This is a genomic window from Bradyrhizobium sp. NAS96.2 (assembly GCF_001908235.1).
Lineage (GTDB): Bacteria > Pseudomonadota > Alphaproteobacteria > Rhizobiales > Xanthobacteraceae > Bradyrhizobium.
Genome location: NZ_LGHK01000026.1, coordinates 17,695 through 30,750 on the forward strand (window position 1 = coordinate 17,695; position 13,056 = coordinate 30,750).

The 13,056-nt window shown below is 64.3% G+C and carries 11 protein-coding genes; 7 read left to right on the forward strand and 4 right to left on the reverse strand.

From position 1 onward, the window contains the following. Positions 1–290: 290 nt before the first annotated feature. Complete coding sequence (locus AC628_RS07505; protein WP_074126092.1) at positions 291–1,067, forward strand: cyclase family protein; 777 nt, start codon at positions 291–293, stop codon at positions 1,065–1,067. Between the two features lie 348 nt (positions 1,068–1,415). Here AC628_RS07505 and AC628_RS07510 read toward each other — a convergent pair whose 3' ends face one another. After that, positions 1,416–1,694 carry a hypothetical protein gene (locus AC628_RS07510; protein ID WP_074126093.1) on the reverse strand — a complete coding sequence of 93 codons (279 nt, stop codon included), beginning with the start codon at positions 1,692–1,694 and terminating at the stop codon, positions 1,416–1,418. Positions 1,695–2,070: 376 nt separating this feature from the next. Here AC628_RS07510 and AC628_RS07515 point away from each other — a divergent pair, with 376 nt between their 5' ends. Then, on the forward strand, positions 2,071–3,891 hold the full coding sequence (locus tag AC628_RS07515) for a carbamoyltransferase family protein (protein ID WP_074126094.1): 1,821 nt from the start codon (positions 2,071–2,073) through the stop codon (positions 3,889–3,891). A gap of 60 nt (positions 3,892–3,951) precedes the next feature. On the opposite strand, the gene AC628_RS07520 is transcribed toward AC628_RS07515, so the two are convergent. Continuing rightward, positions 3,952–5,115: an OpgC domain-containing protein gene (locus tag AC628_RS07520; protein WP_074126095.1), complete on the reverse strand. Its 1,164-nt coding sequence runs from the start codon at positions 5,113–5,115 to the stop codon at positions 3,952–3,954. A gap of 258 nt (positions 5,116–5,373) precedes the next feature. Here AC628_RS07520 and AC628_RS07525 point away from each other — a divergent pair, with 258 nt between their 5' ends. Further along, positions 5,374–5,679, forward strand: coding sequence for an ETC complex I subunit (locus tag AC628_RS07525; protein ID WP_074126096.1), 306 nt, complete (start codon positions 5,374–5,376; stop codon positions 5,677–5,679). 54 nt (positions 5,680–5,733) lie between these two features. Here the strand turns inward: AC628_RS07525 and AC628_RS07530 are convergent, their stop codons facing one another. Then, on the reverse strand, positions 5,734–6,231 hold the full coding sequence (locus AC628_RS07530) for an Lrp/AsnC family transcriptional regulator (RefSeq protein WP_074126149.1): 498 nt from the start codon (positions 6,229–6,231) through the stop codon (positions 5,734–5,736). Between the two features lie 2 nt (positions 6,232–6,233). Continuing rightward, complete coding sequence (locus tag AC628_RS07535) at positions 6,234–6,887, reverse strand: TetR/AcrR family transcriptional regulator (RefSeq protein ID WP_074126097.1); 654 nt, start codon at positions 6,885–6,887, stop codon at positions 6,234–6,236. Between the two features lie 193 nt (positions 6,888–7,080). On the opposite strand from AC628_RS07535, the gene AC628_RS07540 reads away from it, so the two are divergent. The 4 genes from AC628_RS07540 (at position 7,081) to AC628_RS07555 (ending at position 12,860) form a co-directional block, all read left to right on the forward strand. Beyond that, the gene (locus AC628_RS07540) at positions 7,081–8,253 is read left to right on the forward strand and encodes an isovaleryl-CoA dehydrogenase (protein ID WP_074126098.1); all 1,173 of its coding nucleotides are present in this window, start codon (positions 7,081–7,083) and stop codon (positions 8,251–8,253) included. Positions 8,254–8,338: 85 nt separating this feature from the next. Continuing rightward, positions 8,339–9,943, forward strand: a complete 1,605-nt coding sequence (locus AC628_RS07545; protein WP_074126099.1) for a carboxyl transferase domain-containing protein — start codon at positions 8,339–8,341, stop codon at positions 9,941–9,943. A gap of 2 nt (positions 9,944–9,945) precedes the next feature. Next, on the forward strand, positions 9,946–11,955 hold the full coding sequence (locus AC628_RS07550) for an acetyl/propionyl/methylcrotonyl-CoA carboxylase subunit alpha (RefSeq protein WP_074126100.1): 2,010 nt from the start codon (positions 9,946–9,948) through the stop codon (positions 11,953–11,955). Further along, positions 11,952–12,860 (forward strand): hydroxymethylglutaryl-CoA lyase, encoded by a 909-nt coding sequence (locus tag AC628_RS07555; protein ID WP_074126101.1) that lies wholly within the window; start codon positions 11,952–11,954, stop codon positions 12,858–12,860. Before AC628_RS07550 ends, AC628_RS07555 begins: the two co-directional genes overlap by 4 nt. The last annotated feature ends 196 nt before the right edge of the window (positions 12,861–13,056 follow it).

Sequence of the window (13,056 nt, forward strand, 5' to 3'; positions counted from 1 at the left end):
TCAAAGGGTCAACATTGCCGGCGTCACGAAGCCAGAGATTGTCTTGCCTGACGCAACAACGCCGCCCGGACGGAATATCTTCGTCCAGACGGCGCCGTCGAATACTGGGCCCTGAAATCCCCAGTGCCCATGGGTCGCCCCGGCGGGAAATAGGTTCAACGTTGCGCCGCCTTGCCGCAGTCCAGTCTCGAGATCATGTGCTGCGATCCCGAGCGGATGTGGCTTGCCGATCACGCGCGCGGGCTGGCAGGGTAGTCCTGCCTGACAAGACCAATCCGCGAGGAGGCACCATGGCGCGCAGACTGATCGATATCTCCGTTCCCCTGCAGAACGATGTTCCGGCCGATCTGCCCGGCAACCACCCGACCATCCAGTACATCGACCATCAGCAGGGGCTGCCGCGCATGCTGCAGTTCTTCGATGGTCTGAAGGCCGCGGATCTGCCTGACGGGCAGGGCTGGGCCGTCGAGCAGGTCTCGCTCTCGACGCATAACGGCACGCATCTCGATGCGCCCTGGCATTTCCATCCGACCATGAACCGCGGCGAACGATCATGGACCATCGACGAGGTACCGCTGGAATGGTGCTTCCAGCCGGGCGTGAAGCTCGACTTCCGGCATCTGCCCGACGGCTATGTTGCGACTGCCGGCGATGTCGAAGCCGAACTGAAGCGTATCGGGCACACGCTGTCGCCGCTCGAGATCGTCGTCGTCAACACCAGTGCCGGCGCGAAATACGGCCAGCCCGACTACGTCAATTCGGGCTGCGGCATGGGCTATGAGGCGACGATGTATCTGCTCGAGCGCGGCGTGCGGCTGACCGGTATCGACGGCTGGAGCTGGGATGCGCCGTTCGTCTTCACCGCGAAGAAATATGCCGAGACCAGGGACGCCAGCCTGATCTGGGAAGGCCACAAGGCCGGGCGGCACATCGGCTATTGCCACATCGAGAAGCTGCACAATCTCGAACTGCTGCCGTCGACCGGATTCATGGTGTCGTGCTTCCCGGTGAAGATCGAGCGCGCGTCGGCGGGGTGGACGAGGGCGGTTGCCATCCTCGACGGTTAGGCCATGGCTCAGGCGGTTTTCGGCGGGCGAGGGAACCGGTGGACAGGCTGTTCATTCCCGCAGGTTGTTGCGGCACGGCTACAGCCTGAGGGGGCCGAATCTGCTCTCATGCACGCAGTAGATGCATTGGGTGATCGGGCCGCCGGCTCCTCCTCGCGTCCCGATTTTCCGAAGCGTTCTCTCCCGTGACTAGAGCCCCGGCGTCTCCCGGGGCTCTTTCTTGCGTGCCGCAGGTGAGCCAAGCCCCAGCGGGTGAATCACCCCCCAAAAGTAAATCAGGTGCGCCGGAACCGACGCACCTGATTTATATCTTCAATATCGCTTGCGTGTCGGCTGTGTCGGCGGTTGTTACCACCGGCAAACGCGAACGCCACGCGGGGTCCACCAGCAACGGGGACCGGCGTAACCGCCGTAGTAGCCATAGCCACGACCATAATATCCGCGGCCATAGCCCCAACCGCGGCCGCGACCCCAGCCACCGCGATAGCCATAGCCACGTCCGCGCCATTGCGCTTGCGCAGACGACGTGGTGGCGCCGACCAGGATGGCAGAGGTGCTTGCGACATAGACGAACAACAAAGCGACTGCTGCAAGGCAACGAGTCAGGATATTGTAGCGTTTAGTCATTCTGAAGATCTCCAGTCACTTCCAAACATCTGAACCGATGCCGGCTGTCTCGCTTAGACGCGCGAGACCGGTATTCGGTTCGAGCATGCTAAGACAATATTTTCACTAAGGTTCTTGCGAGCTTTAACGACTCTATTGAGACCAAAAGGTAAGGTCAAGTTACAGTCCCGCCTGCATAGGACGACGTGGTTGCTGCGCTCATCTTGTCGTTCATCCGCCGTTCATTCTGTTCATCTTGCATTGCATCGACTTGGTGCCGATCTGATTTGTGCATCGCAGAAGCAGAGATTTGCGAACCGCGGAAAGTGCCGTCCCGAACTTGAAGTCGACACGATCATGTTCTCTGAGCGTTGAGAGTCCTTCCTGAAGAGTGCCCATGCCGAAACAGCACACCTACGTCCTTGGTCTCAACGTCTACGACCATGACGTGAGCGCCTGCCTGCTGCGTGACGGTGCGATCGCCTACGCGATCTCCAAGGAGCGCATCACCCGCGAGAAGCACGCCTCCGGCTTCTACAAGGAAGTCATCGACTACTGCCTGTCCGCCGAGGGCATCACGCTCGACGACGTCGATCTCGTGGTGCGCAACAGCTACATCCTGCCGGTGCCGGAGATGGAGGAGCGGATGCTCCACCAAGACATGCCGGGCTTCCTGCCGATCGCCGAACGCAACGAGGCAATCAAGCATCCGCTGTTTCGTTCCAAATCCGACAAGGTGGTGTCGATCTCGCATCACCTCGCGCATGCCTACAGCGCGTTCGCGGTGTCGCCGTTCAAGGATGGCGTCGTGATGATCGTCGACGGCGTCGGCAGCTACCAGGCCGACGCGATGGAGTCCTATCCGCAGGATGGGGCCTCGCCGCTCGCCCGCGAGTCCGAGAGCTATTACAGGTTCGACGACACCAGGCTCGAATGCCTGAAGAAGGTCTTCATGGAGCCGGCGCGCGGTCTGTTGTCGGACGAGTTCTACAACATGCCGGGTCTCGGCGCGCTTTACAGCCGCGTCTCGACTTATGTGTTCGGCGACTGGAACAAGTGCGGCGAATTGATGGGGCTTGCGCCCTATGGCCGCCGCGAGCAGGTCGGTCATCTGCTCGAGATGAAGGACGGCAGACTGCACGTGCCGTTCTGGGGCGCCGACAACCAGCAGCCCTTCGTGCTCGACAGCGGCAGCTGGGACAAGAGCCCGACGATGCGGCACTGGGAGGACATCGCCTGGCGGGTGCAGGACGACACCGAGAACGTGCTGCTGGCGCGGGCGCGCTGGCTGCGCGAGAGCACCGGCGCGAAGAACCTCTGTATCGCCGGCGGCGTCGCGCTGAATTGTGTGGCGAACGGGCGGATCGCGCGCGAGGCCGGCTTCGAGAACGTCTGGATCCAGCCCGCCGCCGGCGACGACGGCATCGCGATCGGCTGCGCCTATTACGGCTGGCTCGAGATTCTGAAACAGCGCCGCTCGTTCGTGATGGACCATGCCTATGTCGGCCGGCGCTACAGCGACGCCGAGGTGGCGGCCGCGCTGCAAAGCTTCCTGGTGCGCATCCAGATCGATGCGAAGCGCAGCGACAACATCTGCCGCGACACCGCCAGGCTGCTCGCCGACCAGCGCGTGATCGGCTGGTTTCAGGGACCGTCCGAATTCGGGCCGCGCGCGCTCGGCAATCGCAGCCTGATCGCCGATCCGCGCAAGGCCGAGATGAAGGACATCCTCAACAGCCGCGTCAAGCACCGCCAGGCATTCCGTCCGTTCGCGCCGATCGTGCTGGCCGAGCGCATGAAGGAGATCTTCGAAGGCGAGGAGGACTCGCCCTACATGTTGATCGCAAAGCCGGTACGGCCGGAGTGGCGCGACAGGATCCCGGCGATCGTGCATGTCGACGGCTCGGCGCGGGTGCAGAGCGTGCGGGAGGAGACCAACCCGATGCTCTATCGCCTGCTCAGGGAGTTCGAGGCGCTGACCGGCGTGCCGGTGCTGATCAACACCTCGTTCAACGTCAAGGGCGAGCCGATCATCGAGACGCCGCAGGATGCGGTGAGCTGCTTCCTCACCACGGGCATCGACAACCTCGTGCTGCACGACACGCTGGTCTCGAAGACCGCCATGCACAAGGTCGTGACGCCCGTGATGACGACGTTCGGCGACGTCGCCACCATCGTCTCCTCGACGACGCAGGATCCCAGCCGCGGCGGAAGTTAGAGCATGGCCCGGAAAAGTGCGAAGCGGTTTTCCGACAAGGCCATGCTCAAATAATAAGGGTCAGGCCGCCTTTGCCGGTGCCGCGGGTTTCTGTGCCGGCGGCTTGACCGGTTTGTCCTGCCGCTTCGACCACGAGATGTAATAGGCCACGATCGTCATGATCGCGATGCCGGAGATGCTGACGAAGATCTGCGCGAACAGCGAGCCCGAGCTCATCGAGAGCTCGAAATGTCCGACAAAGGACAGGAACACGCCGACGCAGAACACCGCGAGCGACTGCTGGCCGCAGACGATCAGGGGATCGAACACCTTCCACTCCAGCGCCGACCAGTCCTTCGGGACGAAGCGGATCACCAGCACCGTGATCACCACGAAGTGCAGGAAGCGGTAGGGCGCGAGGTTGGTCTTGTCGTTCGGGTTGAAGGTCGAATACAGCCAGTCCGGGAACATCGCGCCTAAGTCCGGGAAGCGGCCGGCCATCGTCATGATCAGCGCGAAGATCAGATAGGCGACGCAGAACCACAGCGTATAGCGCGAGTTGATGATGTGCATGTTGGCGCGTGCGCCGCCCATCGCGCACCACGAGCCAAACACGAACAGCACCTGCCAGGCGAACGGATTGAAGTACCAGGTCCCGGCCGGGTAGGCGGGCAGGTTCCAGCCGAAATGGCGCGAGACCAGCCACAGCGCGAGCGAGGCCAGCATGGTCCAGTTCGGCCGCCGCAGCATGAACCACAGCACCGGCGGAAACAGCCCCATCAGCACGATGTAGAGCGGCAGGACGTCGAGATTGACCGGCTTGAACTTCAGGAACAGGCCCTGGCGCAGAGTCTCGGTGGCGTTGTCGACGAGGCCGGCGACGTTGAACTCGTTGATGATTTCGGAATCGCCGAAGCGCAGCGCCAGATAGCTGATCGAGGCGATATAGATCACGAACAGGATGATGTGGGCGACGTAGAGCTGCCAGACTCGCTTGGTCAGCCTTGTGGCGCCGACGATGAAGCCGCGCTCCAGCATCATGCGGGCATAGACGAAGGACGCAGTGTAGCCGGAGATGAAGACGAACAGGTCCGCGGCGTCGCTGAAGCCGTAATTGCGCGTCGTGATCCAGTTCACGATGTTGTCGGGGATGTGATCGAGGTAGATCGCCCAGTTCGCGATCCCGCGGAACAGGTCGAGCCGGAGGTCACGTCCTTTTTCGGGCAAATGAGCGTGGATTTCCATGGGGCGCCGCTTCCTCGAGGTGATGCTGTCGAGAAGACCGCGTCATGACAATCTGGCCCCGCAGGCCCAAGGGAGAGCCTCCGGAGCGCCCCCGGGGCCAGATTGTCACAGCGCGGTAGAATGACTATACCGGTCCGGCGAAGGCGACCTCCGAGATCGAGGAATCACCGATCAGTTCGTTGAACGGTGTCTCTATACTATCCCGACGGTTTCCTTCAAATCGCTTCCATGTTGCACATCCCACGGGGCCGACCATCCATGACCGCACGCATTTTTAAGCCCGCCAAAAACGCGATGCAATCGGGACGTGCCAAGACCAAAGCGTGGCAGCTGGATTACGAGCCGGAGCAGCCGCGCACCGTGGAGCCCTTGATGGGCTGGACCTCGTCGACCGACATGAAGCAGCAGCTCACGCTGCACTTCGATACCAAGGAGGAGGCGGTGGCCTATTGCGAGCGCAAGGGCATCGCCTACCAGGTGATCGAGCCGAAGGATTCGGCGCACCGCCAGATCGCCTATGCGGACAATTTTGCGTTCCGCCGCTGGGAGCCGTGGACCCACTAGTCGGGCCCTACTGACCGAACCCTCTGGTTCGACCAACCCGGGCCGGCGATCAGATCAGCTCGCCGGGCTTTCCGCGGCGACGGTGCCCGGAATCGGCAGCGGCGCATCCTTGGAAACGCCGAGCACCGGGAAGCTTCTAATTTTACGCACGTTCGGCAGGCCGGCGAACTGCAGCAGCTGCTGGCGCATGTCGTCGACGCTGGGCGCGACGCATCTCAGCATGAAATCGGCATCGCCCGAGATCCGCCAGCATTGCAGGAACCGCGGCACCTCCGCCACGGCGGCCTCGAACGCCTCGATCGCAACCAGGGTCTGGCTGTCGAGCTGGATCAGGACGAAGGTCGTGACCTCATAGCCGAGCAGCCGTTCGTCGAGCGTGGCGCGGATCGCCTGCACCACGCCGCGGCTCCGCAGGGCGCGGACCCGACGCAAGCAGGGCGGGGCCGTGATGCCGACCCGCTCGGCGAGCTCGTTGATCCTGATCCGGCCGTCGCGTTGCAGCTCGGACAGGATCCGTAGATCGATGTCATCGAGCTGTGGGCGTTCTGTCACGGTCACGAACCCGCCACCGCGGTCCGCGGGCCCTTGCTGCCGTGGCTCGCCTGGCCGGCCGCGGCCTGCGGCGCAACGCCCGACAGCACCAGCTTCTCGTGCGCTGCGATGATGGCGTCGCGGGTCAGCCGGCCGCCGGGGCGGTACCAGGTGCACAGCCCGGTCAACAGCGCCAGGATCGCGAAGGTCGCGACCTGGATGTCGACGACCTCGAACACGCCCTCCGACAGCCCGTCGGTGAGGATCTGCGCGAGCCGCTGCTCATAGGCGCCGCGCAACGCCACCACGGCGTCGTAGTTCTTGGCATCGAGGCTGCGCAGCTCGGAGTTGGCGATGAAGACCTCGCGCTTGCGGGTCATGTGATAGGTGACGTGGAAGGCCACGAAGGCGCGCAGCCTCTCGACCGGATCGGCCTTGCCTTCCAGCGCCTGATCAAGCTCGCGCAGCAAATCGTTGATATGGTCCTGCACCAGATCGAACAGCAGGTCCTGCTTGGTTGAGATATGATTGTAGAGTGAGCCCGCTTGGATGCCGACCTCGGCGGCAAGCTGGCGCAGGCTCATGGCCTCGTAGCCGTGCTCGAAGATCAGGCGCACGCCGGCCTTGCGGATCGCCTCCAGCGTCGTGGGGCCATGTGAGCCGATCGTGCGTGCCATCGGGGCCTCGGAGAGGTATTGGCTTGCCAGGGGGTGCCGGAAACAAGCGAACGACCGTATGTTTATCGCATGAAACCCCAGTGAATTCAATGAACTGCGGATTTCATGCGGCAACCTTAGCACAGTCGCTTGCGAAGCCAATAAAAAAAACGTATGATCGTTTAATTGCAGAATGAATCTCACGGGAGGGATCATGGCCTCGAACCAGGCGGCAATCTTCAATTTCGACCTTGGCGAGACCGCGGACGCGATCCGCGAGACGGTGCATGATTTCTCGACCAACGAGATCGCGCCGCGTGCCGCCGAGATCGATCGTTCCAACAGCTTTCCGCGCGACCTCTGGCCGAAGATCGGCGCGCTCGGCCTGCACGGCATTACGGTCGAGGAGGAGTATGGCGGCTCGGGCCTCGGCTATCTCGAGCACTGCGTCGCAGTCGAGGAGATTTCGCGGGCGTCCGCCTCGGTCGGATTGGCCTATGGCGCGCATTCCAATCTTTGCGTCAACCAGATCCGCCGCAACGGCAACGAGGCGCAGAAGCGCAAATATCTGCCGAAGCTGATCTCCGGCGAGCATGTCGGGTCGCTGGCGATGTCGGAGCCCGGCGCCGGCTCGGATGTTGTCTCGATGAAGACCCGGGCCGACAAGAAGGGCGACCGCTACATCCTCAACGGCAACAAGATGTGGATCACCAACGGTCCGCACGCCGAGACGCTGGTGGTCTACGCCAAGACCGACGCGAACGCCGGCCCACGCGGCATGACCGCCTTCATCATCGAAAAAGGCATGAAGGGATTTTCCACCGCGCAGAAGCTCGACAAGCTCGGTATGCGCGGCTCCGACACCTGCGAGCTGGTGTTCGAGGATTGCGAGGTGCCGGAGGAGAACGTGCTGAGCGAGGTCGGCCGCGGCGTCAACGTGCTGATGAGTGGCCTCGACTATGAGCGCGCGGTGCTGGCGGCCGGTCCGATCGGCATCATGCAGGCCTGCATGGACGTCGTGCTGCCCTATGTCCATGAGCGCAAGCAGTTCGGCGAACCGATCGGCTCGTTCCAGCTGGTGCAGGGCAAGATCGCCGACATGTACACCACGATGAACGCCTCGCGCGCCTATGTTTACGCGGTGGCGAAAGCCTGCGACCGTGGCGAGACCACGCGCGAGGATGCCGCCGGCGCCATCCTCTATGCCGCCGAGAAGGCCACCCAGTGCGCGCTGGATGCGATCCAGCTGCTCGGCGGCAACGGCTACATCAACGACTACCCGACCGGCCGGCTGCTGCGCGACGCAAAGCTCTACGAGATCGGCGCCGGCACCAGCGAGATCCGCCGCATGCTGATCGGCCGCGAGCTGTTCGCCAAGACGGCCTGAGCTGCGCACCGGTCGTCGCGCCCCCGGCGCGGCGACCCGCTTCCCCAAAATCCTGTCGGCTCCTCCAACGAAACGTGCAATACCGATGCCGCTTCATTCGACGATCGATCCCACATCTTCTGAATTCGCCCGCAACGCCGACGTGATGCGGGGCCTGGTTGCGGAGCTCCGCGACAAGCTCAAGCATGTCGCCGGCGGTGGGGGCGAGACCTCGCGCAAGCGCCACACCTCGCGCGGCAAGATGCTGGCGCGCGACCGCGTCGATCTCCTGGTCGATCCCGGCACCGCGTTCCTCGAGCTGTCGCCGCTCGCCGCCAATGGCCTGTACGGCGGCGACGTTCATTCGGCGAGCGTCATCACCGGCGTCGGGCGCATCGCGGGCCGTGAATGCATCATCGTCGCCAACGATGCCACCATCAAGGGCGGCACCTACTACCCGATGACGGTGAAGAAGCATCTGCGCGCCCAGGACATCGCGCGGCAGAACAATCTGCCTTGTGTCTACATGGTGGATTCCGGCGGCGCCTTCCTGCCGCTGCAGGACGAGATCTTTCCCGACGAGCGGCATTTCGGCCGCATCTTCTACAACCAGGCGCAGATGTCGTCGCAGGGCATCCCGCAGATCGCGATCGTGATGGGCTCCTGCACTGCGGGCGGCGCCTATGTGCCGGCGATGTCCGACGAGAGCATCATCGTGCGCAACCAGGGCACGATCTTCCTCGGCGGTCCGCCGCTTGTGAAGGCCGCGACCGGCGAGGTAGTCACCGCCGAAGAGCTCGGCGGCGCCGATGTCCATTCGCGGCAGTCGGGCGTGACCGATCACTACGCGCAGAACGATGCTCATGCGATCGGGATCGCGCGCCGCATCGTCGGCACGCTGAAGCAGCCGGCGAAGGCACAGCTCAATATGCGCCCACCGCAGGAGCCGTTGTTTCCCGCCGAGGAGATCTACGGCGTGGTCTCTGCCGACGGACGCAAGCCGTTCGACGTGCACGACATCATCGCGCGGATCGTCGACGGCTCCGAGTTCGACGAGTTCAAGAAACTCTACGGCACCACGCTGATCTGCGGCTTTGCCCATATCTGGGGCTATCCGGTCGGCATCATCGCCAACAACGGCATCCTGTTCAGCGAGAGCTCGCTGAAAGGCGCGCATTTCATCGAGCTGTGCTGCCAGCGCGGCATTCCGCTGGTGTTCCTGCAGAACATCACCGGCTTCATGGTCGGCAAGAAGTACGAGGCCGGCGGCATCGCGCGTGACGGCGCCAAGCTGGTGACGGCGGTCGCGACCGCCGGCGTGCCGAAATTCACCGTCGTGATCGGCGGCTCCTACGGCGCCGGCAATTACGGCATGTGCGGTCGGGCCTACAGCCCGCGCTTCCTCTGGCTGTGGCCGAACGCCCGCATCTCGGTGATGGGCGGCGAGCAGGCCTCGATGGTGCTGAGCCAGGTGCGGCGCGACGGCATCGAGGCCAAGGGCGAGAGCTGGTCGGCGGAAGAGGAGGACAAGTTCCGCGAGCCGATCCGCGCGCAGTACGAGAAGCAGGGCAATCCGTATTACGCCACGGCGCGGCTGTGGGACGATGGCGTGATCGATCCTGCCGACACGCGTTTGGTGCTCGGGCTCGGCCTGTCGGCCGCCGCCAATGCGCCGATCGAGCCCACCAAGTTTGGCCTGTTCAGGATGTGATCATGGACCGCTCAAAACTCTACCGGCGTTTCCGTACGCTTCTGATCGCCAACCGCGGCGAGATCGCCTGCCGTGTCATCCGCTCGGCGCGCGCCATGGGGCTGCGCACGGTCGCGGTTTATTCCGAGGCCGACCGCGACGCGATGCACGTCGCGCTCGCCGATGAAGCCGTGCTGCTCGGGCCTGCGCGGGCCCGCGACAGCTATCTCAACATCGAGCGGGTGATCGCGGCAGCCAAGGAGACTGGCGCGGAGGCGGTGCATCCCGGCTACGGCTTCCTGTCCGAGAATGCCGAATTCGCGCAGGCCTGCCTCGAGGCCGGTCTGGTGTTCGTCGGTCCGACCGCCGGGATGATGACAGCGATGGGCTCGAAGTCCGGCTCCAAGGCGCTGATGGAGAAGGCCGGCGTGCCGTTGGTGCCCGGCTATCACGGCGAGGCGCAGGACGAGGCGATCCTGGCCGAGGCCGCCAACCGGATCGGCTTCCCGGTGCTGGTCAAAGCGTCGGCCGGCGGCGGCGGCCGCGGCATGCGCGTGGTCAATTCGGCGGCGGAACTCGCGGCCGCGATCACCAGCGCCAAGCGCGAGGCCAAGGCGGCGTTCGGCGACGACCGCATGCTGATCGAGAAATACGTCCAGAACCCGCGCCACATCGAGGTGCAGATCATCGGCGACAGCCATGGCAATCTGCTCTCGCTGTGGGAGCGCGAATGCACACTGCAACGGCGACACCAGAAGGTGATCGAGGAGGCGCCGTCGCCGACGCTGAACGCCGCGCAGCGCGAGACGGTCTGCGAGGCCGCCCGCAAGGCCGCCGGTGCGGTCAACTATGTCGGCGCCGGCACCATCGAATTCGTGTCCGACGGCAAGGACGTGTTCTTCATCGAGATGAACACCCGTCTGCAGGTCGAGCATCCCGTCACCGAGCTGATCACCGGCGTCGACCTCGTGGAATGGCAGCTGCGCGTCGCGTTCGGCGAAGCGCTGCCGCTGAAGCAGAACGAGATCAAGCTGAACGGGCATGCCATCGAGGCGCGCGTCTACGCGGAAAATCCGCAGAAGAACTTCATGCCTTCAGTGGGCCGCATCAAGACCTGGCGGACGCCGCCGGACGGCGACGGCCTGCGCATCGATGCCGGCTATCGCAGCGGCGATAACGTCTCGCCATACTACGACGCGATGCTCGCCAAGGTGATCGCCTGGGCGCCGACGCGCGAAGGCGCGATCGAGAAGCTCAATCGCGGGCTGGAGCAGACCGACGTCCGCGGCATCGTCACCAACATCCCGTTCCTGTCGGCACTGGTGACGCATCCGGCGACGCGCGCCAATGCGATCGATACCGGCTTCATCGAGCGCGAGCTGAAGAACCTGACGGCCCGCAGCGGCGCGGCCGGCGAGTTCGAGCTCTGCGCGGCGGTGGCTGCGATCGTCAATGACGAGCAGAAGGCGGCGAGGCGCGAGGCGAATTCGCCCTGGCAAGCCTTCGGCTGGATGCCGGTCGGCCGCCGCCAGCGGGTGTTCTCGTTGCGGCAGGGCCATGAGCCGCCGCAAACCATCACGCTGCATTATGGCAACGGACCGTCGACGCTATCGGTCGGCGGGCGCGAGCTCGCCTTTGCGATCTCGTCGGCCGGCGAGGATGGCTTCGACCTGACGCTCAACGGCCTCAAGTCGCGCGTTGCATCTGTGATCGAGGGCCACGAGCTTTATCTGCGCACCCGCAACGGCCGCTTCGACCTGCACTGGGTCGATCCGTTCGGCGGCGAGAGCGAGGAGCAGGTCGGCGAGGACAAGATCGTCGCGCCCTTGCCGGGCACCGTGGTTGCGCTGCTGGCCGAGGAGGGCGCGACGCTCGAGAAGGGTGCGCCGATCCTGACGCTCGAGGTGATGAAGATGGAGCAGACCCTGCGCGCGCCGTATGCCGGTGTCTTGAAGAAGCTGAAATGCAAGGTCGGCGATATCGTCGGCGAGGGCGTCGAGCTTGCCGAAGTCGAACCTGCGGCCGCGCCATGAGTGATCAGATCCGCATCGTCGAGATGGGGCCGCGCGACGGTCTGCAAAACGAGAAGACACAGGTCAGCGTCGAGGCGCGTATCGCTTTCGTCGAGGCGCTGGTGGCCGCGGGGCTCAACACCGTCGAAGTCGGCGCCTTCGTCTCGCCGAAGGCGATCCCGCAGATGGCGAGCTCCGACCAAGTGCTGCGCGGTGTCGGCCATATCAAGGACGCCGAATTCCACGTGCTGGTGCCGAACGAGAAGGGCTATGACGCCGCGCGTGCGGCCGGCGCCCAGGTGGTCTCGGTGTTCGCAGCGGCTTCCGAAGGCTTCTCGCGCGCCAACATCAACTGCTCGATCGCAGAGTCGATCGAGCGTTTCAAGCCGGTGCTGGCGCGCGCCAGGGCCGATGGCGTCAAGGTGCGCGGCTATATTTCCTGCGTGCTGGGCTGTCCGTTCGACGGCGAGATCAAGCCGAAGGCGGTCGCCGACCTCGCGATGACGCTATGGGATCTCGGCTGCTACGAAATCTCGCTCGGCGACACAATCGGTGTCGGCACGCCGCTCAAGGCCAGGGAGATGCTGCGTGCGGTCGGCGCCGAGCTTCCGGTCGCCAACCTCGCGATGCATTTCCACGACACCTACGGCCAGGCGCTGGCCAACCTCTACGCCGGCATGGAAGAGGGCGTCCGCGTCATCGATGCCGCCGCCGGCGGCCTCGGCGGCTGTCCCTATGCGCCCGGCGCCACCGGCAATGTCGCGACCGAGGATATCGTCTACATGCTCGAGGGCATGGGCGTGAAAACCGGCGTGGACATGGACAGGCTGCTGGCGACGACGAACGAGGTCGCCACCTTGCTCGGCCGCCCGCCGGTGAGCCGCGTCGCCTCGGCGCTGAACGCGAAGCGGAAGCGGCTTTCGTAGATTGTGGGGTGGGTATCGCTGCGTGCTACCCGCGAAGTGCTCGTGTCTCCGCCGGTCGCGTTCGGAGGTATGCGCTGCGAAGCCCTGATTCAAGGCGCACGAGTCGCACCCCTGGCTTGCGCAGTCCGGGCTCCCGAAGCCGAACTCTCACCCCATATGGGTACGGTGCGGTAGCGCCTCGCGCTATCGCCGCCCT

What these genes read in the sequence shown, in the direction of transcription:
- AC628_RS07505 (WP_074126092.1), top strand. Translation starts at nt 291, where the DNA reads ATGGCGCGCAGACTGATCGATATCTCCGTTCCCCTGCAGAACGATGTT.
- AC628_RS07550 (WP_074126100.1), top strand. Translation starts at nt 9,946, where the DNA reads ATGGACCGCTCAAAACTCTACCGGCGTTTCCGTACGCTTCTGATCGCC.
- AC628_RS07510 (WP_074126093.1), bottom strand. Translation starts at nt 1,694, where the DNA reads ATGACTAAACGCTACAATATCCTGACTCGTTGCCTTGCAGCAGTCGCT.
- AC628_RS07535 (WP_074126097.1), bottom strand. Translation starts at nt 6,887, where the DNA reads ATGGCACGCACGATCGGCTCACATGGCCCCACGACGCTGGAGGCGATC.
- AC628_RS07515 (WP_074126094.1), top strand. Translation starts at nt 2,071, where the DNA reads ATGCCGAAACAGCACACCTACGTCCTTGGTCTCAACGTCTACGACCAT.
- AC628_RS07520 (WP_074126095.1), bottom strand. Translation starts at nt 5,115, where the DNA reads ATGGAAATCCACGCTCATTTGCCCGAAAAAGGACGTGACCTCCGGCTC.
- AC628_RS07555 (WP_074126101.1), top strand. Translation starts at nt 11,952, where the DNA reads ATGAGTGATCAGATCCGCATCGTCGAGATGGGGCCGCGCGACGGTCTG.
- AC628_RS07540 (WP_074126098.1), top strand. Translation starts at nt 7,081, where the DNA reads ATGGCCTCGAACCAGGCGGCAATCTTCAATTTCGACCTTGGCGAGACC.
- AC628_RS07525 (WP_074126096.1), top strand. Translation starts at nt 5,374, where the DNA reads ATGACCGCACGCATTTTTAAGCCCGCCAAAAACGCGATGCAATCGGGA.
- AC628_RS07545 (WP_074126099.1), top strand. Translation starts at nt 8,339, where the DNA reads ATGCCGCTTCATTCGACGATCGATCCCACATCTTCTGAATTCGCCCGC.